Raw genomic sequence first — 25,715 nt, 5'->3', positions numbered from 1 at the left:
TTTAAGTGAGTAATTAACTCATTCATAATTTATGTAAAATACGAAAATATAAACATACAATTTTTACTAATTCATAACAATGTCGTCACTGATTATACTTTCGGCACGTTTACGAAGTCCGCTGTACTTTTCGGACTCCAAATGTCTGTCCTCTGCCATAATCTTTTTCGCCGCCTCCTGCGACATAGCAAGAATATCTCTGTCCTCAAACAGATTAGCAATTCTCATTTCAGGCAAACCATGTTGACGTGTACCGAAAAAATCACCCGGTCCGCGAAGTTTCAAATCCTGTTCACTTATATAAAAACCGTCGTTTGAAATACACATAGTTTCCATACGTTTTTTTGTCACTTCATTTTTACCGTGTGCAAATAATATGCAAAATGCCTGTGCGTTGCCGCGTCCGACACGTCCTCTAAGCTGATGAAGTTGCGACAGTCCGAATCGTTCGGCATTTTCGATAACCATAATATTTGCGTTCGGCACGTTTACGCCGACTTCAATTACCGTTGTCGATACAAGTATGTTAATCTCTCCGCGCACAAACTCGTCCATTACTTCCTCTTTCAGCTTTGCTTTCATTTTTCCGTGCATAAGACCGATTTTGAACTCGGGAAATATTGCCTGCAACTTTTCCGCAAGCATTTCGGCATTTTGCAAGTCGCTCGTTTCCGTTTCCTCAATCAGCGGACATACAACGTACGCCTGCATACCGGCACTTACGTTTTTTTGTAAAAATGCAAAAATGCGTTTTCGCATACTTTCACCGACTGCGTACGTCTTAACGGGCTTTCTTCCCGGCGGTAATTCATCAATAACCGATATATCCAAATCGCCGTACAAAATAAGTGCAAGGGTTCGCGGTATCGGTGTTGCCGACATAATAAGCATATGCGGATTATTTCCCTTTGCCGCAAGTTTTGCCCTTTGTTCAACGCCAAATCTGTGTTGTTCGTCGGCAACCACAAATGCAAGGTCATAAAACTCCACCGCGTCTTGAATTATCGCGTGAGTTCCGACAACAACGTCTGCGATGCCTGTCGCAATCAAGTCATATGCACGTCTTTTTTCCGCAGCTCGCATACTTCCGGTAAGCATTACCACCGTTATACCCGTACCCTTGAAAAATTCAGCCAACGTTTCTGCATGCTGAGTTGCAAGAATTTCAGTCGGTGCCATCATTGCGGCTTGATGACCGTTTTTTACGGCGGTATAAATTGCCGCCGCCGCAACAGCCGTTTTACCGCTGCCGACATCACCTTGAACAAGTCTGTTCATCATCTTACCGCTCTTGCAATCCTTCAAAATTTCATTCAGCGTTTTCTTTTGTGCGTTTGTAAGCGAAAACGGCAGATTATCCGTAAATTCACGCACACAATTTATATCTTCAAACACAATACCGTCCTGCGATGTATTTATATCCTTTCTTCCGCTTAACGCAAGCTGAAGCACAAGCAGTTCTTCAAATACAAATCGTTCTCTTGCAATGTTGTAGCTTTCAAAGTTTTCGGGAAAATGTATGTTTTTCATTGCAAAATTAAGCTCTGCAATGTGATATTTTTCTCTTATATCGGACGGAATATATTCCTCCATTCGTCCGACTTCCTTTATTGCAAGCTCCATTGTCGACTGTAAAATTTTCTGCGTCAGTCCGCTTGTAAGCGGATAAAGCGGTACTATTTTACCCGTAAATCTCTCTTTACCCTCTTGTTCACAAACAGGGTTCACCATTTCAAGTTTACCTCTGTTCTTAGTTACCTTGCCGTATAAAACATACTTATCGCCCGTCTTAAACTGATTTTTTACATATCTGTTATTGTACCAAACCACATTCAAAACACCCGATTCGTCCGATACAATCATTGTTGAAATAAGCATATTCCTTCTTACTCTTGTTTCTCTGACAGGCGAAAAAACGGTAATGCTCACGCACACCGTTTCTCCCTCGACACAGTCGGCAATATCTTTCTTTTCCGTTCGGTCCTCGTGAGAACGCGGAAAATAGTAAAGTAAATCTTCGACTGTCTTTATTCCTTTTTTTGCGAATAATTCGGCTCTTTTCTCGCCGACACCTTTCAAATATCTTATATCCTTAGGCATATTCTAACTCCATAATATTATTCTGCGGAAATAATATAGTAGTAAAGCGGCTGACCGCCTTTCTTAAACGAAACTTCGATTTCATCGTCCGCATACTTTGTTTCAAGTGCTTTAAGCATCACATCAGCCTGCGGTTTCTTGATTTCCTTACCGTAATATACGTTCAAAAATTCAGTATCTTCGTCAACCATCTGTGAAACTACTCGGTTAAGTACATCATCAATATCCTTGCCTACCGTTACGATTTTACCCTCAACCATTCCGAGAATATCATCTTTTTTAATTTCAATACCGTCGATTTCCGTATCACGAACGGCATAAGTAAGCTGACCCGATGTAACTCTGCCGATAGCCTTATTCATAGCCTTTTCATTAGCCTCTGCCGACTTTTTATCATTAAATTCCACCATTGCGCTTATACACTGCGGAACTGACTTTGACGGAATTACAACGATTTTCTTATCCTCAACAAGTTCTGCGGCTTGATTTGCGGCCATAATAATATTTTTATTGTTCGGGAACACATAAACCGTCTTTGCCTTGACACGTTTTACGGCTTTCAAAATATCGTCCGTACTCGGATTCATTGTTTGTCCGCCCTCAATAACTCTGTCAACGCCAAGGTCTTTAAGAATATTTGTAATTCCCTTACCCATACATACCGCTACAAAACCGTAATCCTTTAATTCAACAGGTGCTTTCGGTTTAGGAGCTTTTTTAGGCTTTTCAGTCTTTTTCTCTGCCTTGACTTCCGCTGTTTTAACTTCGGCATTTTCCGAAGTCTGTTCATTACTTCCGTCAATAATAGACTTGTGCTGATGCTTCATATTATCTATTTTTAAATTAATCATTTCACCGAGTTTTATAGCCTCTTCAAGCACAAAACCCGGATGATTTGTATGAATATGCACCTTTACGATTTCATCATCGTCAATTACAAGCATACAGTCACCCTTTGGGGCAATAGTATCTCTGAACGTACTTACGCTAAGACCTTTTTGCTTTTTCTCAACGATAAATTCCGTACAATATTTAAACTTTATATCTTCTGTCTTAATTGCCTCTTGTGACTTTTTCTTTACAGGAGCAGTCTGCGTTTCAAGTGCTTCGCCTTGTCTTTCAACAACATTACCGCTCTTTAGATAAGACAGTGCACCCTCAAGCACAAACATCCAGCCTTGACCACCTGCGTCAACAACGCCTGCCTGTCTTAATGCCGGCAACATTTGAGTTGTCTTTTGAAGTGCCTTGTTACCTCTTTCAATGGCACTCTCCATTACGTCAATAATGTTTTCGTTTGTATTTGCGGCAAGCTGTGCACCTGTTGCGACTTCACGCGAAACAGTAAGAATTGTACCCTCTGTCGGCTTCATTACCGCCTTATATGCCGCATCCGAGCCGTCTTTTAAAGCAACTGCAAGTTCTTCCGCATTACATTCTGTTTTGCCTTTAAGGCTCTTTGATATACCTCTGAAAAACTGTGACAGGATAACACCGGAGTTACCTCTTGCACCTCTTAGAGTTGCGAATGACATTGTATCAGCCGCTTTTGTAAGAGTTGTGTCGCCTTTTTTCAAAAGTTCAGTCGCCATAGCCGTTGCGGTAAGCGACATATTTGTACCTGTATCGCCGTCCGGTACCGGGAAAACGTTAAGTTCATCAACAGTTTTTCTGTTATTATATAAATTATTCGCTCCGCTTATAATCATTTGAGCAAATGTGTTTCCGTTAAGCGTATTAATTTTAATCACCCCTAATCAGTTTTAGTCAACACGGACACCTTCAACACGAACATTAATTCTGTTCACTTTAATTCCAACTGTATTTTCGATAGTATATCTGACTCTGTTCACAATACTTTTACATATTGTATTAATATTTATGCCGTACTCAACGATAAGATGTATTTCTACGATAACTCCGCCTTCTTCAACTGTTATGCTGATACCTTTAGTCATACTGTCAGGCTTTAGGAGGTTCACAATTCCGTCTTTTTTATTTCTCGATGCCATTCCGACAACGCCGTAACACTTTGTCGCAACCGCACCCGCAATTTCAGAGATAACGTTGTTTGAAATGGTTACCTCGCCTAAATCACCACTTGTTTTAAGTACCATCGCTCTATTCATTCCTTTCAATTCAAAATAATCCAAAATATCTATATATCTTTATTGTACTATAAAATTCAAAAATAGTAAATACCATTTTGAAAAAAAGGCACTTGCATTGACTTAAAATAAATTATATAATAAAAAGGAGCCTGCCGAGGCTCCAAAAATCACATCTTGCGATGTAATTTTTGAGTATTTTTAGAGATAAATCAGAGGTTATATATTATGAGCAAACATTCAAAATTAATGAATTTTCTTTCGGGTATGCCGGATTTTGTTTTTGACTATATCGAAATTGCGTATAACGGTGAAAGCATTAATACACAAATCGGTTACAGTATAGATATAAAAACATTTTTGAAATATCTGCAAAAATTCAATTTCAGTTATATAGAAAAAATTGAAGATTTCACGGTAGCTGATATGGAGAAAGTTACGCTCCGTGATTTAAACGCTTTTACGGCATATCTAAAAGAATACGAAACCGACACCGTTTCGATTGACGGCAAACACATTAAACGAATCCGCCGCAACAGTGCTTACGGCATAAACCGTAAACTTTCGGGAATACGCGGACTGTTTTCGTATCTTTACAAAAACGACTTGATTTCTCAAAACGTAACGGATAAGTTGGATTTTAAAAAACTGCATCAAAAAATGAAACGTCCGCTTACATCACAAGAAACCGTCAACCTTCTTGACGTGATATATAACGGTGAAAAATATTATACAGGTCGTGACCTTACGGAATACAAGAACAGAAAAAAACGTGATATTGCACTTTTTACCGCATATCTCGGTACGGGCTGTCGTGTGAGTGAACTTATCAACCTTGATATTCGTGACGTGTGCTTTGATACTTCGTCATTCGTTGTCACCCGTAAGGGCGGTGACGAACAGGAAATATTTATGCCTGTTCAAGTGGAAAACGAATTGTTTACATATATGCAGGAACGTGTTGAAAACGAAAAAGCAAAAGACGACGCACTTTTTATCAGCCGACTCGGAACACGAATGACCGCACAAGGTGTTGAAAAGGTACTGAAAAAATATTGTGCGACTGTCGGTATATACGACCCCGACAAGGCACGTCCGCACGCATTAAGACGTACATTCGCCTGTAATCTTATCGCTGACGGCATTGATATAAAAATGGTTGCGGAGCTTATGGGACACAAAAACATCGAAGTAACCCACAAATACTACACTCAATACGCAATCGAAAAACGTAAAGAAGTTATGCAGAATTTTGACATTACGGGAAATCGATAAAAAATTGAATACATAAAAAATTTACCGCCGACAGTTTTAACTGACCGGCGGTAATTTTTTTGCAAAAAAATACACACTCCGTAGAGTGTGTATTTTAATTTGCATTATTCTGCTTGTTCAAAACCTGCGACAGCTGACTTATCCAAACTGAATTGAACCGCTTGTCTTGATGTTGTCTTTTCTGTGTTGTCTTCGGCGTCAGTATATGTTATATCTGCTGCTGCCTTTGCATTTACAGGAATAGCATTAAATGATTCATTTTTACCTGTTTTTATATTATTTTCTATCTGGTCATAAATGTTTGTAGCAACAAGTTGTGCAACAAGCTTAGCACCTTGATATGACATATGCTGATTATCAACTTCTTCATTTGTTTCGTTATTGTACAAGAAATAGTTATGTTGTACCCATGTCTTACCCAATGTCTTCCAAAGCTCACCTGACAAATCTGCAAGGTCAATCAACAATACGTCTTTATCTTCAGCGACTGTCTTATTAGCGTTAAACCATGCAGCATTACCGCTACCGGTTGACTTCTCGTGTTCTCCTACCGAACCGTATTGAGAAATACAGATTTCAGGAGTTATAAGAACCGGAATAACACCCTTTGCACGGCACTCATCTACCATCTTGCCAAGATATTCTTCCATTTTTGATACCGGAGAATTATTCTTATCTGCTCTGTCGTTTATACCGAATTGGATAAACAAATAGTCACCCGCTTGAGCCTTTTGAATAACTGATGGGAATGTATTATTGTACCAGTTAACCGCATAGTCACCTGAATGAGCGTAATCGTCAACTATAACACTGTCTTGTAGATAGTATTCGAACAATTGACCCCAACCGGTACGTCTTTTACCTGCTGCCCACTTGTCCTTTGTAGGAGTAGGTCTGTAATTTGTAACTGTTGAGTCACCTGCAATCCAAATATGAGTCTTTCTCGGCTCTAAGTCAGATTTCTTTGTTATTTCAACAGATGAAATAACTGATGAACCGCCCCAGTTATCTGCCGATACCGTAACAATACCACCTTCAACAACAACATCTTTTTGAGTGTATGTTCCAGGCACTGTAATAGGGTCTGAACCGTCACCATCAGTATAATCGGCTTCAGGAATTACATAGTAGCCGTTTACTCTGATATGAGTTCTTCCCGTTTCGGTTTTTGAGAAAGTCATGTCATATCTTCCGTCAGGAAGGTTTACTTCAAATTGGTTAGTGTTAAGATTAACACCATCTGTTTGAACCGGTTTAGCACCCTCAATTGTACTTGTTACAACTGTAGGTTCTTTTGTAAATCCGTATCCGTTGCTCTTTGTTACATTTGCTGTTACATAACCGTCAACAGTTGAGCTACCCAAATTAAATTTATAATTAGGTACAATTTCAATCTTATCTGTTGACTTTAAATCATGCTCGGTTAGTGTAATTTTATTATCTTCGGCTGTCTTTTCCAATGTTGTTCCGTCTTCAAGTGTTACTGTATAAGTAGTTGCACCGTAGCTTACTATGTCTGAAACATCAATGTCACCTGCTTCAGGATTTTCAACAACCTTTGAAAATTCGCCAACGCTTACCGGATATTCAATTGCTGAATCAAGTATAGTTGCTACAACAATTATGTCACCGTTATCATTTACTGCAAGATCACCCGTATCTGCACCTATTTCAGCTGTTTCTACGTTTGCTGAAGGTATAGTTTTTACTTCATTGCTGATAGGCTTCATATTCTTTAATGAATCCCAAAGCATAACTTTTGTTCCTGCCAAGCCTGTAACCGCAACTTCGTTTGAACCTTCTGTCAAAGCTTTATTTTCTGTTGTAACTCCAGTTAATACACCTTCTTCGTCATACTTTGCTTTAACAATTGTTATGTTTTTAGCTTCTTCTGCCGTTACATTGAATGTAACCTTTTCATCTGCATGACCTACGTTTGAAAGTGACCACTTAGGTGTTACAAGCTCTGTTATGTCATTGTTAAATTGGTCGATTACGTTTGTTACTGTGTATTTTGATGTAGTATTTGATTTATCTATTGTTTGACTGCCGTTTATTGTAGCTGATTTAACCTTAGCTTTTTCAACATTAACTTTTAGTGTAGCTGTTTTTGCCGCACCCTCACTGCTTGTTACTTTTATTGTTCCTCCGTTTACTGTTGTACCCGGAACTGTCAGTGTAGCTTTTTGTGAGTTTTGTGAGTCAGGAGTAATTGTAGCACCAGGAATTGTTGTTTCCCAAGTGAATGTTTCTCCGTCATCAACTACCATTGCGTCTACAGAATATTCCTTTGTTACGGTATGTCCCTTTACTGTTGAAAATTCTGTAGCACCGTCAATACTCATGCCGGTTACATCGATTTGAGAAACAGCAATATCTTTTAGTGCAACGTATCTGTCTGTACCGCCGCCGCAATCGCCGACTTTCAACTTAATTTCGCCTAAATCTTGTCCCGTGATTTTTCCCAAATCGGTTTCTGTATCGCCTACAGTGGCAATAGCTTTAGTCACTCCGTTAGTATTAGTCTTAAATAGCACTGTTACTTTCTGCCATTTGTCTACAGCAGGAATAGAACCTAAAGTTGTACCCAATGTAGAAGTTGTAGAACTCCATGCTGCGTTTGTACCGATGTCCAAATTTACATAATCCAAAGTAACCAAATCAGTACCTTCTGCTGTAGCCAATTTTACACTTCTTTGGAATGTGTAAACCTTAGTATTCATTGTTGTCATAAATGAAACCAATTGAGCTGTTCCCGGTTTAAATTCGATTTTTTCAGGGAATGTAATTGTATTTTCCAAATTTTTTGTTGAGCCGGTTGTTATATAGTCACCGCCACCTACTGTATGATGTTCTGTTTCGCCATAACTTGAACCGCCGACACCTGATTCATAGAATAAATAATCAGAAACAGTTATTTCAGTTGTTGCGCTCTTGCTTTCATTATTTTTTGTTGCAGTTGCTGTAACTGTAAACTTCTTTACATGGTTTTCGCCTGCGTCAAATCCTTTTGCTACAGATACGACACCGTTTGCTATTGTAACCTTTGAGTCAGCTGTTTCACTGCCTGTAGGTACTATTGTCCAACTAATATCGGCATCTTCAATAGCAACATCTTCTTGGTCTGTTACAGCCACAGTAAATGCAGCACTTGTAAACGATTCTGCTGTAGTCGGCGCTACCATACAAGATTGTCCGCCTGATATTGTAACTTTATCAGGTACAGCAACATAGCTTTTCGGAGAATATGTAATATTTGTTGCTACGGCATTTCCGTTAACCGTTACAGTTCCGGTTGCATCGTCGTCTTTTCCGACAGTAGCTTCATAACCTGCCTTTGAAACAGTATATTTATACTCGCCGTTAGCAAGCTTTGTTTCGATTTGACCGGTTGCATCTGTCACATATTTGTGACCGTCCAAAGTTACATTTGCATCTTTAACCGCATTTCCGGCACTGTCCTTGACTGTTAAAGTAACCTTATAGTACTCATCAACAAGCCTAGTTGCCGTAAAGTTATCAAGACGCATATCCGCAGTTATATTTGTTTTTCTGTTAAGTACAATTCCGACATTTGCCACGTCTGAAGCAGATTGGTCTATAAACTTTTCAGATTTAACAATTGCCGACGGAGATGTCTGTCCGTTTTCGGTAAAGCTTATGCTTAGAACGGTATGTGTTTCGAAGTCCAAAACCGCAGAAACTTTATACCACTTGAAGTTTGCAAGTGCTGCACCTTCTGAATTTTTCAATTCAGTACCGTTAAATGCAATATCTTTAGATGATACCACATCAGAAATTTTGAATATATCCTTTTCGCTTGAATCTCTGAAAATCATATCGCTGCTGTTATTTGTACCGCCGCTGCCTGAATACCAGTCAAAATCCAATTTTACAACATCAGTTCCTCCCGGTATTGTGGCAGGAATTTTCACGCTTGCCGTTCTTCCGCCGCTTTCTGCCTTGGTTGTTGCAATTTTATAATACTTGCTGTCCCATTTTGTTTCGGCACTTGCATCATCAGATACAATTTCATTGGTAAAAACGCCTGCATTAGTTCCTGAGATTTTCCAAGCAGCATCTGATGTTTCATCAAACGTATATGAAACAATCGGTGTTTCCGTGGCACTTGCCGTTACTGCAAAGCCTGTGAATACAGACGATGTTATTGCCAAAGCTGTAATGATTGACAATAGTTTCTTTTTGTTATTCATGTAATCTCTCCCTCTCTTTATTAATTTTATACGGCACACCACCGTACAATATAACATGATAGCTATATTATATACTATTTACTATTTTTTTTCAAGAGTATTTCTACGACTAAAATATTATCACTGATTTTTAAACATTATTTGTTACCTATATTTTTATAAGATATTGATTTTATATCGTTTTTCCCTTATAATAATAAGTAATAAAACAATTCGGAGTGATAAAATATTTTGAGTAAAGCAACACAATTTTTAAAAGGTGCAAGGCTCGGTATGCCTATTGCACTCGGATACATACCCGTTTCATTTTCATTCGGTATGCTTGCCGTACAAAACGGAATACCTGCTTGGGCGGCAATAGTAATTTCAATGACTAACCTTACTTCCGCCGGACAATTTGCCGGTATGAACATAATTTCCGCCGCCGGCGGTATGTGGGAAATGACAATTACAACGTTTGTGATAAATCTTCGATATATGCTTATGTCGCTTTCCCTGTCACAAAAAATCGGTAAAATGTCGCTTGCAAAACGGCTTATAACAGCATTCGGCATAACAGACGAAGTATTCGCCGTTGCGTCAACAACACCGATTGCCATTACATTTCCGTTTATGCTCGGACTGATTGCAATACCGTACATCGGCTGGACACTCGGCACAGTGCTCGGTGCTTTTATAAACAATCTGCTGCCGACATCACTTGCGGACGCAATGGGAATAACATTATACGCAATGTTTATCGCAATAATTATCCCTGCGTCAAGGAGAGATAAAAACGTACTTTTTGTACTTATCGCCGCAGTTATATTGAGTTGCGTTCTGTATTTCGCACTTCCTTTTATATCATCGGGCTGGGCTGTTATCATAACGGCAGTGTTGGCATCGGCATTCGGTGCGACGTTTTTTCCGCACAATGAGGAGGGCGAAAAATGAAAATGATTGCTTTAATGGCAGTTATGGCAATAGTGACGTACATAATTCGTGCGTTGCCTATAACGCTTTTCAGAAAAGAAATAAAATCAAAATGGCTTAAATCGTTTTTATATTACATACCGTATGCCGTACTCGGTGCTATGACGTTTCCGGCTATATTTTTCTCGACAGGCTCGGTTTTCTCCGCCTCGCTCGGTTTGGTCGGTGCTATGCTTATGGCCTTTTTCGACAAGGGGCTTATGGCTGCCGCTGTTACGTCTGTTGTAATTGCATTTGTAAGCGTATTTTTTGTGTAATATACTACCGAAATTTACATATTATATTATCAGAAAGGAACGGATGTTATGAGCTACGATATTGATTATCTGACACTGCTTTCACAGCAGTATCCGACAGTTAAAGCCGCGTCAACCGAAATCATTCGATTGCAGTCAAGGCAAAAACTGCCGAAACTTACAGAGCATTTTATGAGTGATATTCACGGTGAATACGAATCTTTTTTGCACATATTAAAAAATGCCTCCGGTGTAATCAAGGACAAGATTACGCAAATTTACGGTCGTACGTTGTCCGAACGTGACAGACAAGTTCTCGCCACTCTTATTTATTATCCGGAGCAAAAACTTGAATATATCAAGGACGAAGTGGACGATATTAACGATTGGTACAAAATCACTTTATATCGCCTTATAGAAATATGTCGCGTTGTTGCATCAAAATACACACGTGCAAAAATCAGAGAATTTTTGCCGGAGGCTTTCGGCAGTACAATAGATGAACTTATACACGCAAATACCGATTACGGCTCGGACAAGGAAACATATTATAACGAATCTATTTCAACAATCGTTGAACTCGGACAAGCCGATGATTTTATTGTGAAAATTTCAACGCTTATCCAAACGCTTGCAATCGGTCGTCTGCATATTATAGGCGATATTTTTGACCGTGGTCCGCGAGCCGATATAATTCTTGACACACTGACGAAGTACCACAGTGTCGATATTCAATGGGGCAACCATGATGTTCAGTGGATGGGTGCCGCTGCGGGTAGTTTGGCTTGTATTGCAAATGTGCTTGCTATTTCCACCAAGTATTCAAACTTTGACTGTCTTGAGGACGGTTACGGAATTAATATGCGTCCGCTTACGGTATTTGCACTTGAAACTTATGCGGACGATCCGTGCGAATGCTTTATACCTCGAAATCCGAATATGGTTTATATTTCTCAGCATGACGAAAACTTTTGGGCGAAGGTACATAAAGCTATATCTGTAATTCAGTTTAAGTTAGAAGGACAAATTATAAAACGTCACCCTGAATTTAATATGGACAACCACCTTATGCTTGACAAAATCAATTACGAAAACGGAACAATTATGCTTGAGGGCAAAGAATACAAGTTGAAAGATACCAACTTCCCTACAATCAATCCCGAAAATCCGTTTGAACTTACAGACGCCGAAAAAGAGCTTATGAATTTATTGCGTTCATCGTTTTTACGCAGTGAAAAACTTCAAAATCACGTCAAATTCTTATACGAAAAAGGCAGTATATATCTGACATTCAACAACAATTTGTTGTATCACGGCTGTATACCGATGAACAGTGACGGTACTTTTACGGAAGTTACACTTTTCGGTGAAACGGTAAGCGGCAAATCGCTCATGGACAAAGCCGAACAGCTTGCACGTGACGGTTATTTTGCCAAAAACGGTTCCGAAGAAAAAGAATACGGCAAAGATTTTCTGTGGTTTTTATGGTGCGGTTGCTACTCCCCTGTTTACGGCAAAAATAAAATGACTTCGTTTGAACGATATTTTATTGATGATGAAAGTACATGGGTGGAAATTAAAGACGAATATTATCACCTTATCGAAAAACCGAGCGTATGCAACAAAATTTTATGCGAGTTCGGAATTGACCCGAACAATTTTTCTCATATTATAAACGGCCATGTTCCCGTAAAAATAAAAAAAGGCGAAAGCCCGATTAAATCAAACGGCAAACTTTTAGTCATAGACGGAGGTCTTTCAAAGGCATATCAGAAAGTTACCGGACTTGCGGGTTACACATTGCTGTTCAATTCACACGGTTTGCTTTTAAGTGCGCATGACGCATTTGAATCTATCGAAAGTGCCATAAAAGAAGAAAAAGATATTCACTCAACGCTTGACGTTGTTGAACTTGCTCCGAATCGTTTACTTGTTGAGGACACTGACGCGGGTAAATCGTTATCGAAAAAAATCACCGACTTAAAAGCACTTGTTGACGCATATTTAAAAGGAAAAATAAAAACACATTAAATAAAGAGAGGAAATCCACAAATGAATTACGAAAAAGAACCACTGCATATTTCAACATCCGTACCCAACGGTACTTATGAAGTAACTGTCACAGTTACCGCACACGAAGATATTGTTTTCACAATACTTTCGCAGTCACGCCGTTTTATGGCACAAGATATAAATCTTGGCAAAGGAGAAAGCACAGACATTACTTTCAACGTCAGCGTATGTGACTACCACAAAAACAACGAAGATTACACAAACGTAAACGGAGTTGAAATTGATATTATGTGCGACGGTGATTTTACCGCACTTTCCGCAGTATCGCCTGTCAATATTCCGACAGTTTACATCGCCGGTGACTCAACCGTCACAGACCAGCCTGCCGAATATCCGTACAACGCTACCTCTACATACTGCGGTTGGGGTCAAATGTTTCCGCAATTTTTTAACACGGGCATTGCGGTTGAAAACCACGCTCAATCAGGTTCTACAACCGAAGATTTTAAAAATGTGAATTTCACCGCATTCAAAGACAAAATCAAAAAGGGTGATTTCCTGATTATCGAGTTCGGTCACAACGACCAAAAAATAGATACTCTTGACGCGTTCGGCGGATACACGGAGAACTTAAAATATTTTGTAAACTTTGTCCGCGAAAAAAGTGCAAATCCGATAATATGTTCACCAATCAACAGAATTATATTCCAAGAGGACGGAACACTTCTTAACTTGCTCGGTGATTACAGAACAGCAGTTAAAAACGTATGTGACGAAATGAATGTACCGTTTATTGACTTGTGGTCACGCACAACCGAATTTTTTGAGGCAGCAGGAGCGGTAAAAGCTTGGGATTATTTCTGGGGCAACGGCACTGACCGCGATTACACCCACACAAACGACATCGGCGGCAACATCGTTGCACGATTTGTTGCAAACGAAATGATTAAAAACAACGTTCAGCCGATAGCAGACTTAATCAAAAAAGATATGATTAACGTCGAAATGCCGAAACACGATTCAAGTGTCAAACCGCAAAATTCAAAAGAAATCGAACACTTAAAAACAATCGGTCTTGTCAACGTTCCGAAAGCGTCCGAGCTTGCCGACCTTGACAAAGACATCACCAATATCTAATACAGAGGCTGTCGACATAATGTCGCCAGCCCAAAAATCACCTCTTGCGATGTAATTTTTGAGTATTTTTTGTGAAAAAATCTAAAGTTCCTCCACAGTCGAAACTTGAGATTTTAAGCCATTTCTACCGCACATGTCGTCAGAAATGATTTTCAATGAGGTTAGCACCTCATACTCCAAAAAACAAAGCAGACAAAACCATAACGGTTTTGTCTACAAAATAACAAAAACTGCATTTTGAATAAAATCAAAATGCAGTTTTTTTATATCTTATCTTAATTGAGCACCGATTTGATTTTCAAGATTTTTAACAACCTTATCAAATACTTTCTGCACTTCATCACCTGTCAAACTTCTGTCTGCGCTTCTGTATATAGCACTGTATGCAACGCTCTTTTTGCCCTCAGGTATCTGTTTACCCTCGTAAACGTCAAACAACTGCAAGCTTTCAAGCATTTTACCCGATGCCTTTTTGATTACATTTTCAATATCCGCAACAGGAACTGTCTTATCAACAAGCATTGCTATATCACGAGTTACGGCAGGATACTTAGGAAGTTCCTTAAACTTAATATCAGTCTTAATATTAAGGAATACATTTTCAAAATCCAATTCGGCAATATATACAGGAGTTTCAATTCCGTATTTTCTGCTTACTGCCGGGTGAATTTCACCGATTATGCCGATTACCTTATTGCCGGCACTTATCTTTGCACATCTTCCCGGGTGGAATGTCGGGTTATCTGTTACGGCCTCATACTTAACATTCTTTACGTTAAGTTGTGCAAACATTGTTTCGCATATACCCTTAATGTCATAGAAATCTACGTTATCGCCGTACATACCCATTGTGATTTTAACAGGTTCGTTCGGAAGTTCACCGTCCGTTGTCGGAATAAATATCTTTCCTATTTCAAACAACTTGGCAGACGGATTTCTGTAATTATAGTTTCTTGACAATATATCCATCATACTTGCGATAGTAGTTGTACGCATTACCGATGTGTCCTCGCCAAGCGGATTTGTAATTTTTACAACGTTTCTCATTTCACTGTCTTTCGGAATATTCAGTTTATCGAATATTGACGGACTTGTGAATGTGTATGTGTAAATTTCGTACATACCTTGTGCTGTAAGAAGTTCGTTCACTCTGTCCTGTACCTGCTGACGTTCTGTTTTCATTCCGCAAGTAGCCTCGCCCGAAAGAAGTGTTACAGGTATTTTATCGTAACCGTAGAAACGTGCAACTTCTTCCGCAATATCCGCCTCACCTTCAAGGTCAGGTCTGAATGACGGAGGAGTTACAGTCATCTTGTCAAGGTCAACCTTGATTTCAAGTGCGTCAAAATACTTAACCATATCCTCTGTCGGAATGTCTGTTCCAAGGAACGCATTAATTTTATCAGGTCTGAAAGCAAGCGGCTGCATATCTGTTACGTTACCCATAACGTCAATCATTCCGCCGACATTTTCACCGCAGCCAAGTTCTTCTACAAGCTGACACGCTCTTTCAACGGCAGGAACTGTATTGTTATAGTCAAGTCCCTTTTCATATCTTGATGATGATTCTGTTCTAAGACCGACTCTTTGTGCTGTAAGTCTTACAGACGCACCGTCAAATGTAGCCGATTCAAAAATAACAGTTGTTGTATCGTCCTTAACTTCACTGTTAAATCCGCCCATAACACCTGCAATAGCAACAGCTCTGCCGCCGTCTGCGATTACAAGGTCGTTTGAAGTAAGTGTTCTGTCCTGTTCATCAAGAGTCTTTATAACTTCACCGTCATTTGCACGTCTTACGATAATTTTGTTATCCTGTAAATCTCTCAAATCAAATGCGTGCATAGGCTGACCATATTCAAGAAGTACATAGTTTGTTATATCGACAATATTGTTGATGGGTCTTACACCGCACGCACGAAGTCTTTCCTGCATCCAACTCGGTGACGGACCGATTTTAACGTTCTTAACCATTCTTGCACAGTATCTCTTACACTTATCCTTGTCCTGTACATCAACGCTGATTGTATCGGCGATATTTTCACTGTTTTCGTTAAACTTAACTTCAGGAATAGTGAACTTTTTATTAAATGACGCCGCTGTTTCACGCGCAAGACCGATTATGCTGAAACAATCAGGTCTGTTTGAAGTGATTTCAAATTCAACGACAGTTTCATTCATACCGAATATATCCTTAATATCCGTACCGATTTTTGTATCGTCCGGAAGAATAAGAATACCGTATTCAGGCTCATAGCCAAGCATATCCTCTGTTATACCAAGTTCATCGTGTGAGCAAAGCATACCGTAAGATTCAACGCCTCTAAGCTTGCCTTTTTTAATCTTTCCGTCAGGAAGTACCGCACCGACAAGTGCAACGGGAACGATTATACCGGCTTTTACGTTCGGTGCACCGCAGACAATCTGCAAAATCTCGCCTGTTCCTGCGTCAACCGTACACACATGAAGATGGTCACTGTCAGGGTGATCTTCACAGGTAAGCACCTTACCCGCAACTACATTCTGAACAGATTCGCCCATATTCTCCCAACCCTCAACTTTAGAGCCTGTCATTGTAAGTCTGTCTGAATATTCTTTCGGCGTAACGTCTATATCCATATAGTCATTAAGCCAACTCATAGGTAAATTCATTATATTTCATTCCTTTCAATTTCCGAATAATATATTAAAACTGGTCTAAGAATCTCAAATCATTTTCAAAGAAAAGTCTAAGGTCGTTAATATCATACTTACCCATTGCAATTCTTTCAAGACCGATACCGAAAGCAAAGCCCGAATATACTTCAGGGTCAATACCGCAGTTTGCAAGTACCTTAGGGTGTACCATACCGCAGCCCAAAACTTCAATCCAGCCCTCGCCTTTACATACGCTGCAGCCTTTACCGCCGCAAGCGAAACACGAAACGTCAACTTCGGCTGACGGCTCTGTAAACGGGAAATGGTGAGGTCTGAAACGTACTTTTGTATTTTCGCCGTAAAGACGGTGGATAAACATTTCAAGAGTACCCTTTAAATCTGCCATTGTAACACCTTTATCAACTACAAGTCCTTCGATTTGGTGGAATACAGGTGAGTGAGTTGCGTCAACTGCGTCACTTCTGTAAACTCTGCCCGGTGCTATAATTCTGATAGGCGGTTTCTTCTTTTCCATAACACGAACTTGGATAGGTGAAGTTTGTGTTCTTAAAACCGTATTTTCGTTTATATAGAATGTGTCTTGAGTATCACGTGCAGGGTGGTTCGGAGGAATGTTAAGCGCTTCAAAGTTGTAGTAGTCAAGCTCAACTTCCGGACCTTCCGCGATTTCAAAACCCATTCCGATGAATGTGTCTTTAATGTTGTTCATTACTTTTGTAAGCGGATGAAGTTTGCCTGTTTTTTGTGCCTTACCCGGCATTGTAACGTCGATTACTTCACTCTTCAGCTTGATTTCTTCAAGCTTTTCTGAGATTTCCGCTTTCTTCGTATCTATGTGGTTTTCGATTACACCGCGAATTTCGTTTGCAAGCGCACCGATTTGCGGTCTTTCTTCTTTGCTTAACTGTCCCATACCTTTTAGTACGGCAGTAAGTTCACCCTTTTTACCGAGAAATTTTATTCTTGCTTCTTCAAGAGCATCAATGTCAGTTGCTTTTTGAAGTACATCAAGGGCATTTTTTTTGATTTCTTCTAACTTTTCTCTCATTTCAAAATTCCTTTCGATATAAATTAAAAAACACTCCGTCCCATAAGGGACGAAGTGTGTAAATTCAAACTCCGCGGTACCACCCGACTTCCGATAAAATATCGGCACTCAATTATGTATAACGGCACTACCCGTCACAGACTACTTGCAAACCGCTTTCACCTATGCAGCTCCGGAATGAAATTTCAAATAAATCCTTACCGTATCGGCTCACAGCTCAATAACCGATACTCTCTTTAGGCGGTGTATACCTTACTTTGTTCCATCATTGCTTTTAATATTCAATAATAAAATATTATATCACCTTTTTTTTATTTTGTCAATCAATAACATAAAATTATTTAAAAGGATTGATTTTTTTGCCAAAAAATTATATAATTTATCCCGAAAGGGTTGATTTGAATTGAAAGAAGAAATTTTAGATATATTAAAAAATGCAGACGGATATATTTCAGGCGAACGCATAAGCGAAATGTTGAATGTTTCGCGAACGGCAATATGGAAACACATTAAATCATTACGCGAAAGCGGTTACAAAATCGAATCGGTCACGAACAAAGGCTACCGCCTTATTTCCTCGCCCGACATCATAACCGAAAGCGGTATCAAAAGCGGACTTACCACCGATTTTATCGGTCACAACTTATTTATATATGATGAAACCGACACGACAAACAATCGTGCAAAGGAAAGCAATTCCTCGCCTGACGGCAGTGTATTTATCGCTGAAGTGCAAACGCACGGCAAAGGCAGTCGCGGACGTGGTTGGACTTCTCCGCGTGGGATAGGCATTTGGCATTCAATCCTTTTAAAGCCCGAAATCTCCCCACTTGAAGTTTCGCAAATAACGCTTGTCGCAGGTCTTGCCGTCTGCAAAGCTATCGGTCTTAATTCAATGATTAAATGGCCTAATGACATTGTTATTAACGGTAAAAAAATCTGCGGTATTCTAACCGAAATGTCTGCTGAGATAAATATGGTCAACTACGTTGTATGCGGTATCGGTGTAAATGTAAACACAGAATCATTCGATGACGACATCGCCGACAAGGCTACTTCAATGTTTATCGAAAGCGGTCACAAATATGTGCGAAACGAATTAATCGCAAAATTGTTAAACGAATTTGAATGTTATTATAAGAAGTTTCTCGACGGCGGACTCAGTGCAATTCTTGATGAATACAAAAAGTGTTGCGTCACGCTCGGCAGAGAAGTAAACGTCATTTTCAAAAACGAAACGGTTCGCGGAACTGCCGTTGACGTTGACGAAAACGGTTCACTCGCCGTACAAACCGAAAACGGTATTATTCACGTCACTTCCGGTGAAGTTTCAGTCAGAGGTATCTACGGTTACATCTAAAATCGGATATATTATGAATAAATTGTAAATTGTTAGCACTCACATCTGTTGAGTGCTAATTTTGTATTGACAAATCTTACTTTGAGTATTAATATATATTATGTAAATTAATTAAACTTCAAGGAGTGATTTATATGGCAAAAGGTAATATTTCAGTTGACAGTGAAAATCTTTTCCCTATTATAAAAAAATGGCTTTATTCCGATAAGGATATTTTCCTTAGAGAACTTGTTTCAAACGGTTGTGACGCGGTCACAAAATTAAAGAAACTTGCAAGTATCGGTGAAGCTCAAATTGACGAAAGCGAAAAATTCAAAGTTACCGTATCAATATTTAAGGACGCTAAAAAGCTTGTCATCAGTGATAACGGTATCGGTATGACTGCCGAAGAAATTGACAAGTACATCAATCAAATCGCATTTTCGGGTGCAAGCGACTTCCTTTCAAAGTACAAGGAAGAGGACGACAAAGGTTCTCAAATTATCGGTCATTTCGGACTTGGTTTTTACAGTGCGTTTATGGTTGCCTACAGTGTTGAAATTGATTCGCTTTCATATCAAGACGGTGCAAAAGCCGCAAAATGGACTTGTGACGGAAGTATGGAATTTGACTTAACAGACGGTGACAGAACAGAAAGAGGTACTACAATAACTCTTAACATCGCCGAAGATTCGGAAGAATTTCTTGAAGAAAGCACAATCCGTCAAATTCTTCATAAGTATTGTGCATTCCTACCTATTGAAATATATGTTGAAGTTCCTGAGGACAAACACGAAGATCACTGTGACTGCGGTCATGATCATGAACATGAACACGAGCACGAGGACGATACACCGTCAGAGCCAAAGCCTATCAACAACACAACACCGCTTTGGATGAAAAAGCCGTCGGAGTGTACAGACGAAGAATACAAGGAATTTTACAGAAACGTATTTATGGACTTCAACGAACCGCTTTTCTGGATTCACCTTAATGTAGACTATCCGTTCAACTTAAAAGGTATTTTGTACTTTCCTAAAATCAATCATGAATTTGCAGGTCAAGAGGGACAGATAAAGTTATACAACAATCAAGTATTTGTTGCCGACAACGTAAAAGAAGTTATTCCCGAATTTCTAATGCTTTTGAAGGGTGTTATCGACTGTCCTGACTTACCGCTTAACGTATCAAGAAGTTTCTTGCAGAATGACGGTTATGTTAAGAAAATTTCTTCACATATTACAAAGAAAGTTGCGGACAAGCTTGCAAGTATTTATAATAACGAACGTGAAAACTATGAAAAGTATTGGGATTACATCAATATCTTCATTAAATACGGTTGCTTAAGAGATGAAAAGTTCTATGAAAAAGTTAAGGACGTAATTATTTATAAGGATATTGACGGTAAATATTTGACATTGGACGAGTACCTTGACGGTAAGGAAGAAAAAGACGTTTATTACGTTTCCGATCCGCAAACTCAATCACAGTACATCAATATGTTCAAAAATCAAGGACTTAATGCCGTTGTACTTCCGTCAATGATGGATACACATTTTATTTCACTTGTTGAAATGAAACAGACGGGTGTTAAATTCAAACGTATTGATTCCGCCATAAATGACATTTCGGACAACACAGAAAAAGACGATTCAACTAAAGAACAAGAAGAAAAGTTGATCGAAAAGTTCAAGAATGAAATCAAGGACGATACATTGAAAATCGAAGTGCAGTCACTTAAAGACGATTCAATCCCTGCCGTAATTTTGCTTGGTGAACAGTCAAGACGTATGCAGGAGATGTATAAGGCTTACGGTCAGCAAATGGCAGGTATGGCTGATATGTTCCACGATGAATTTACACTTGTACTAAATTCAAACAACTCACTTATCAAGAAAATAGATACATTAAATGACGAGGACGCAAATCTTGTTATTGAACATGTTTACGACTTAGCGAAAATAAGCCACAGTCCTTTGCCGGCAGAACAAATGACAAAGTTTATCGAACGCTCCAATAAATTGCTTGAAAAGCTGTTTTAATTAACAGTTTTTTCTTCCATCGTCAAAGAGGGACACTAAATTTCAGTTTAGTGTCCCTCTTTTAATATGTTTAATAATTCTTCTATTGTATCCACAGTATAATCCGGCACTTCAAATTCATTTTTAGGTGTGTTTAACTTGTGAATACCCTGTTTTACGCATACGGTTTTCATACCCAACTTTTTAGCCGGTGCAACGTCATTATCCACCCTGTCACCGACCATCACAGCATTTTCACCTTTACAGTCGGCTTTCTCAAGTGCTTTTTGAAAAAGTCTTATATCGGGTTTTGATACACCCTCCTCCGCAGAGGATATGACAAGGCTGATATACTTTGCCAAGCCGTACTTTTCAAGGCGTTTTTGTGTCCCCAACGGCTGATTGGCTATAACTCCGATTTTGTACTTACCATACAGTTGTGACAAAACATTTTCAGAATATTCATAAGGCATTTCAAGTTCACTGTGCCATTCTGCCCTATTCAATCCCGATATAATAACAGCGTCATCATACGGAATTAAATTTTTCAAAGCACAGTCGTCCATTAATTTATAAAACTCGCTTACGCTTATGTTGCTCCCTTTTACCGTATCGCTGACGCGTTTTTCCCATGCCTTGCTTTCGTCAACAAGCGTTGAACCGACATCGAAAAATATCCACTCTATCATTCTCTTATCTGACCGTCCCCGTAAATTATATATTTAATAGAAGTCAATGCCTCAAGTCCCATTGGACCTCTTGCGTGCATTTTTTGTGTACTTATGCCTATTTCAGCACCAAATCCGAACTCAAAACCGTCCGTAAATCTTGTTGACGCATTAACATAAACCGCCGCCGCATCAACCTCATTCAAGAACTTTTGCGAATGTTCGTAATTATTTGTAACAATCGCCTCAGAATGTTTTGTGTTGTACTTATTAATATGCTCAATCGCCTCATCAATTCCGTCAACGACTTTTACCGCCATAATATAATCATTATATTCAGTATAATAATCCTCGTCTGTCACGTCATTTACATCTGCAAATATTGCTTTTGAATTTTGGTCGGCTCTGATTTCAACATTCTTTTCTTTCAGTGCCTTGAACATAACAGGAATAAATTTATCCGCTATTTTTTTGTCTATAAGCAAAGTTTCGGCGGCATTGCACACAGACGGACGTTGTACTTTCGCATTAAGCACAATTTTAACTGCCATATCAATATCCGCGTCCGCGTCAACATAAACGTGACAGTTGCCTGCCGCCGTTTCAACAACGGGAACAGTCGCATTTTCAACAACCGAACGAATAAGTCCCTTACCGCCGCGTGGGATTAACAAATCCACATATCCGTTCATTCTCATAAGCTGAGTTGCTGTTTCACGCGAAGTATCTTCTATTATATTTAGTGTCCCCTCAGGTATTCCGACACCGTATGCCGCATCCTGCATAATTTTCATAACGGCTTTGTTTGAATTAATTGCTTCACTTCCGCCTCTTAAAATGCAGGCGTTTGAAGTTTTAAGGCAAAGTACCGCCGCGTCAACCGTTACATTCGGTCTTGCCTCGTAAATTATTGCAATAACGCCCATAGGCACACGTTTTTGACCGATAGTCAATCCGTTTGGTCTTTTCCACATTTTTATTACTTCACCGATTGGGTCGGCAAGTGCTTTGACCTGTCTTACTCCCTCCGCAATTCCGTCAATGCGTTCTTTTGTAAGAGTAAGTCTGTCAATCATAGCTTGACGTGTTCCGTTTTTCTTTGCGTTTTCTATGTCAATGTTGTTTGCCGCAATAATTTCATCGGCACGTTCTACAAGTGCATTTGCAATAGCCTCAAGTGCATTGTCCTTTGTAACCGTACTTACTGAAACCATTTTATATCCTGCATCTTTTGCAAGAGTGCATTTTTCCAAAAGCTCGCTCATTATTCTTCCTCCTTATCGAAATTCTTCGACACAAACAATGTTCCGACAGGCTTTCCGTCAAGTATATCGTAAAGTGAATCAACATTGTTTCCGTTTGCGATTATCATATGAATACCGGCATTTGTCGCTCTTTCGGCAGCCTCAAGCTTTGTCACCATACCGCCCGTACCTCTGCTTGTTCCCGCACCGCCTGCAACATCTCTGACTTCGTCAATATCGTATACTGTAGGAAGTAATTTTGCGTTTTTATTCTTGTGTGGGTCATCGTCGTACAAACCGTCAATATCGGAGAAAAGTACAAGTAAATCCGCGTCAACAAGGTCGGCAACGACTGCCGATAAATTATCATTGTCGCCGATTTCGATTTCGTCATAACTTACCGTATCATTTTCGTTTACAACAGGAATTATCCCCATTTCAATAAGCGTTGTAACAGTATTTTGAATATTTCTCTTTCTGCGCGGAATTGCAATATCCTCACGCGTTAAAAGCACCTGTGCAACGGTGTTGTTGTAACCCGAAAACATTTTGTCGTAAAGATACATCAGTTCGCACTGTCCGACTGCCGCAATGGCTTGTTTGCCCTTTGTATCTTTCGGCTTTTCAGCCAAACCGAGTTTACCGAGTGCAATTCCCTGCGCACCCGATGAAACAAGAATTATCTCCTTGCCTTGATTTCTTAAATCGGAAAGCACCATAGACAGTCTGTCTATAAGTTTTAAATTCATTGTTCCGTGTTCATATGTAAGCGTAGACGTTCCGACTTTGACAACAATCCTGTGCGCCATAGACACGTCCTTTAATATATCGTTCATTGCCATCCTCCTATAAAGCATATAGTTATTTCTATTATATCGCCTTATGGGTAGTTTGTAAAGTCATTTTTAGGTCATACTTTATTTAGTTCCACCAATTTACCGTCAAATCTTCATTAAACTCAAAGTAATATGGAACCTTACCATACCCACCAAAGCCATTCATTGCTTCAAGATGTCCAACAGCTACAATGTGACCATTTTCAAGATAAAAATATGATGTTTTTGTATAATCAGGCCAAATAGCTGTCGATGGTGATCTTAAAGAACTTGATACATATGATTTTATTGTATCAAACATTTCTCGCTTTTGACTGTCTGTCACTTCCTTATTCTTATTATTTTCCTTTTCTTGTTTTATATATTCATTGTATCTCCATTGAGCATCATTTTTCAATTCGCCAATCAAATCAATATCTTCTTGTGATATTTTATGTTCTTTTTCAGTCTTTTCACATTCTTGTATTGCTTCTAAATACATACCGCTGTCTATATAACTTTTAATTTGATTAATATTTGCTGAAATATCATCAAAACTTATAATTTCATTTTCCGTGGTTTGTTCATCTGACTGAGTATCTTGTGTACTAATATTAAATTGAATGTTTTGCGGAACATGAATATCAAAAAATACTACCTGTTCACCGTACATTTTTTTATAATCCTCATTATTTTTATTGCTGTACCCAATAAGAACCATCACATTATCATTATTTATATAAACATCTGATTTTTCTTCGTCATCGTCTATGGTTTTATAATATTTAAATCCTATTATATTTAAATAAGTTTTATACTCATCAATCTCCTTTTGTGTACAATCCGAAGCTTTAAATATATAATTATGAACAATATATCCATTGCTATTATCGTCACCGGCATATATAGGTATTTTAGAATATTTTTTATCAAACGGTATGAAACCGCTATCAATAGTTATAGTTCTTGTATTATTATTCCATTTAACAACACATCCTGAATCTTCCGCTATTGCTCTTAACGGCACCAATGTACGTCCATTTACAAGTTGAGGTTTGACATCTAATATTTTGCCATAATTATTTAAAATATCTATTTTAGACATATCTTTTACGCCACCTGTAATATTTAAATACGCTTTTTCATTCAATGTCATTATTATGAATTGAGAATTACGATTTGCAACAATTTGTTTATTTTCTTCATCCCATTCAACATCATATCCCAAAGCTTCAAATATACCTCTCATAGGAACCATTGTGTAATCGTCAATAATTTGCGGAGGCACATCGAATGTCAATTCTGTGCCGTCAACCAACACTTTAATATCATCATTGCTCGCATTAACTTTAACCGTCAACATAGAAAACAATAATGACATCATACATAAAATACTAACAATTTTTTTCATTTTCTTCTTCATAAGTTTCATCCTTTCAATCTTTTGTATTTGTGATACTGTAATAATAATTTCAGTTACACTTTTCCCCCTTTTAAATTTTCTCACACAAAAAAATGCGCGGTATCATAAATCTAATACCACGCATTAAAACGCAGCTTAGATTTAATGTTACCACACATTTACTTTGAATTAAAATATTCCCATAACAAAGGTATTCTATTAATACAAATTAAAGCTTGCGTTTTTAACAAAACTACAACCTTTATATTGGGAATAACAAAAGAAGAATATTCATAAAAATATCCTTTTCATTAATAATATTAAATTGTTCAAAGTAAAAATGTGGTATATTAATTATAAACAATTATATGATAATTGTCAAGCGCAAACATTTTAGTAAACAACTACTTTTTTCATATTTATTTGCATTTTATAAATATATATAAATTGTAAATTTTTTTTTGG

The 25,715-nt window shown here is 38.6% G+C and carries 17 protein-coding genes and 1 other annotated feature; of the genes, 7 read left to right on the top strand and 10 right to left on the bottom strand.

Annotated features, from left to right (window positions below; all coding sequences use genetic code 11):
• Window positions 1-66: 66 nt before the first annotated feature.
• The 3 genes from recG to LKE05_RS07440 are packed head-to-tail and all read right to left on the bottom strand — an operon-like array spanning window position 67 to window position 4,229.
• Window positions 67-2,100, bottom strand: coding sequence for an ATP-dependent DNA helicase RecG (recG, locus tag LKE05_RS07450; protein WP_308456417.1), 2,034 nt, complete (start codon window positions 2,098-2,100; stop codon window positions 67-69).
• Window positions 2,101-2,117: 17 nt separating this feature from the next.
• The gene (locus LKE05_RS07445; RefSeq protein ID WP_308456415.1) at window positions 2,118-3,851 is read right to left on the bottom strand and encodes a DAK2 domain-containing protein; all 1,734 of its coding nucleotides are present in this window, start codon (window positions 3,849-3,851) and stop codon (window positions 2,118-2,120) included.
• A 12-nt stretch (window positions 3,852-3,863) separates the two neighbouring features.
• Window positions 3,864-4,229, bottom strand: coding sequence for an Asp23/Gls24 family envelope stress response protein (locus LKE05_RS07440; protein ID WP_308456414.1), 366 nt, complete (start codon window positions 4,227-4,229; stop codon window positions 3,864-3,866).
• A 207-nt stretch (window positions 4,230-4,436) separates the two neighbouring features.
• Between LKE05_RS07440 and LKE05_RS07435 the strand changes: the two genes are divergently transcribed.
• The gene (locus LKE05_RS07435; protein ID WP_308456413.1) at window positions 4,437-5,483 is read left to right on the top strand and encodes a tyrosine-type recombinase/integrase; all 1,047 of its coding nucleotides are present in this window, start codon (window positions 4,437-4,439) and stop codon (window positions 5,481-5,483) included.
• 104 nt (window positions 5,484-5,587) lie between these two features.
• Here LKE05_RS07435 and LKE05_RS07430 read toward each other — a convergent pair whose 3' ends face one another.
• Window positions 5,588-9,697, bottom strand: coding sequence for a GDSL-type esterase/lipase family protein (locus LKE05_RS07430; protein ID WP_308456412.1), 4,110 nt, complete (start codon window positions 9,695-9,697; stop codon window positions 5,588-5,590).
• Window positions 9,698-9,928: 231 nt separating this feature from the next.
• Here LKE05_RS07430 and LKE05_RS07425 point away from each other — a divergent pair, with 231 nt between their 5' ends.
• The 4 genes from LKE05_RS07425 to LKE05_RS07410 are packed head-to-tail and all read left to right on the top strand — an operon-like array spanning window position 9,929 to window position 14,055.
• Window positions 9,929-10,630, top strand: a complete 702-nt coding sequence (locus tag LKE05_RS07425; protein ID WP_308456411.1) for an AzlC family ABC transporter permease — start codon at window positions 9,929-9,931, stop codon at window positions 10,628-10,630.
• Complete coding sequence (locus LKE05_RS07420; protein ID WP_308456410.1) at window positions 10,627-10,926, top strand: AzlD domain-containing protein; 300 nt, start codon at window positions 10,627-10,629, stop codon at window positions 10,924-10,926. The genes LKE05_RS07425 and LKE05_RS07420 overlap by 4 nt, the downstream gene beginning before the upstream one ends.
• A 48-nt stretch (window positions 10,927-10,974) precedes the next feature.
• Window positions 10,975-12,936 carry a fructose-1,6-bisphosphatase gene (locus tag LKE05_RS07415; protein WP_308456409.1) on the top strand — a complete coding sequence of 654 codons (1,962 nt, stop codon included), beginning with the start codon at window positions 10,975-10,977 and terminating at the stop codon, window positions 12,934-12,936.
• Between the two features lie 21 nt (window positions 12,937-12,957).
• Window positions 12,958-14,055, top strand: coding sequence for a rhamnogalacturonan acetylesterase (locus LKE05_RS07410; protein ID WP_308456407.1), 1,098 nt, complete (start codon window positions 12,958-12,960; stop codon window positions 14,053-14,055).
• Between the two features lie 270 nt (window positions 14,056-14,325).
• Here the strand turns inward: LKE05_RS07410 and pheT are convergent, their stop codons facing one another.
• Window positions 14,326-16,707, bottom strand: coding sequence for a phenylalanine--tRNA ligase subunit beta (gene pheT, locus LKE05_RS07405; RefSeq protein ID WP_308456406.1), 2,382 nt, complete (start codon window positions 16,705-16,707; stop codon window positions 14,326-14,328).
• A gap of 34 nt (window positions 16,708-16,741) precedes the next feature.
• On the bottom strand, window positions 16,742-17,761 hold the full coding sequence (pheS, locus tag LKE05_RS07400; protein ID WP_022230448.1) for a phenylalanine--tRNA ligase subunit alpha: 1,020 nt from the start codon (window positions 17,759-17,761) through the stop codon (window positions 16,742-16,744).
• 42 nt (window positions 17,762-17,803) lie between these two features.
• Window positions 17,804-18,039: a binding site (T-box leader), on the bottom strand.
• Between the two features lie 125 nt (window positions 18,040-18,164).
• Between pheS and LKE05_RS07395 the strand changes: the two genes are divergently transcribed.
• Together LKE05_RS07395 and htpG are read left to right on the top strand one after the other, a co-directional pair.
• Complete coding sequence (locus tag LKE05_RS07395; RefSeq protein ID WP_308456405.1) at window positions 18,165-19,121, top strand: biotin--[acetyl-CoA-carboxylase] ligase; 957 nt, start codon at window positions 18,165-18,167, stop codon at window positions 19,119-19,121.
• 134 nt (window positions 19,122-19,255) lie between these two features.
• The gene (gene htpG / locus LKE05_RS07390; RefSeq protein ID WP_308456404.1) at window positions 19,256-21,142 is read left to right on the top strand and encodes a molecular chaperone HtpG; all 1,887 of its coding nucleotides are present in this window, start codon (window positions 19,256-19,258) and stop codon (window positions 21,140-21,142) included.
• A gap of 47 nt (window positions 21,143-21,189) precedes the next feature.
• On the opposite strand, the gene LKE05_RS07385 is transcribed toward htpG, so the two are convergent.
• The 4 genes from LKE05_RS07385 to LKE05_RS07370 form a co-directional block, all read right to left on the bottom strand.
• Entirely contained in the window at window positions 21,190-21,810 is a 621-nt protein-coding gene (locus LKE05_RS07385; RefSeq protein WP_147513547.1) for an HAD family hydrolase, read from the bottom strand.
• The gene (locus LKE05_RS07380) at window positions 21,807-23,054 is read right to left on the bottom strand and encodes a glutamate-5-semialdehyde dehydrogenase (RefSeq protein ID WP_308456403.1); all 1,248 of its coding nucleotides are present in this window, start codon (window positions 23,052-23,054) and stop codon (window positions 21,807-21,809) included. The genes LKE05_RS07385 and LKE05_RS07380 overlap by 4 nt, the downstream gene beginning before the upstream one ends.
• Window positions 23,054-23,869, bottom strand: a complete 816-nt coding sequence (gene proB / locus LKE05_RS07375; RefSeq protein WP_117965064.1) for a glutamate 5-kinase — start codon at window positions 23,867-23,869, stop codon at window positions 23,054-23,056. The genes LKE05_RS07380 and proB overlap by 1 nt, the downstream gene beginning before the upstream one ends.
• 85 nt (window positions 23,870-23,954) lie before the next feature.
• A complete protein-coding gene (locus tag LKE05_RS07370) occupies window positions 23,955-25,271 on the bottom strand; it encodes a copper amine oxidase N-terminal domain-containing protein (RefSeq protein WP_308456402.1) in 1,317 nt (438 codons plus the stop codon).
• Window positions 25,272-25,715: the final 444 nt, after the last annotated feature.

It is taken from the genome of Hominilimicola fabiformis, from assembly GCF_020687385.1.
In the GTDB taxonomy this organism is placed as follows: Bacteria; Bacillota; Clostridia; order UBA1381; family UBA1381; genus Hominilimicola; species Hominilimicola fabiformis.
Note: the sequence above shows the minus strand (reverse complement) of the source record. Positions and strands in the feature narration are given on the sequence as shown.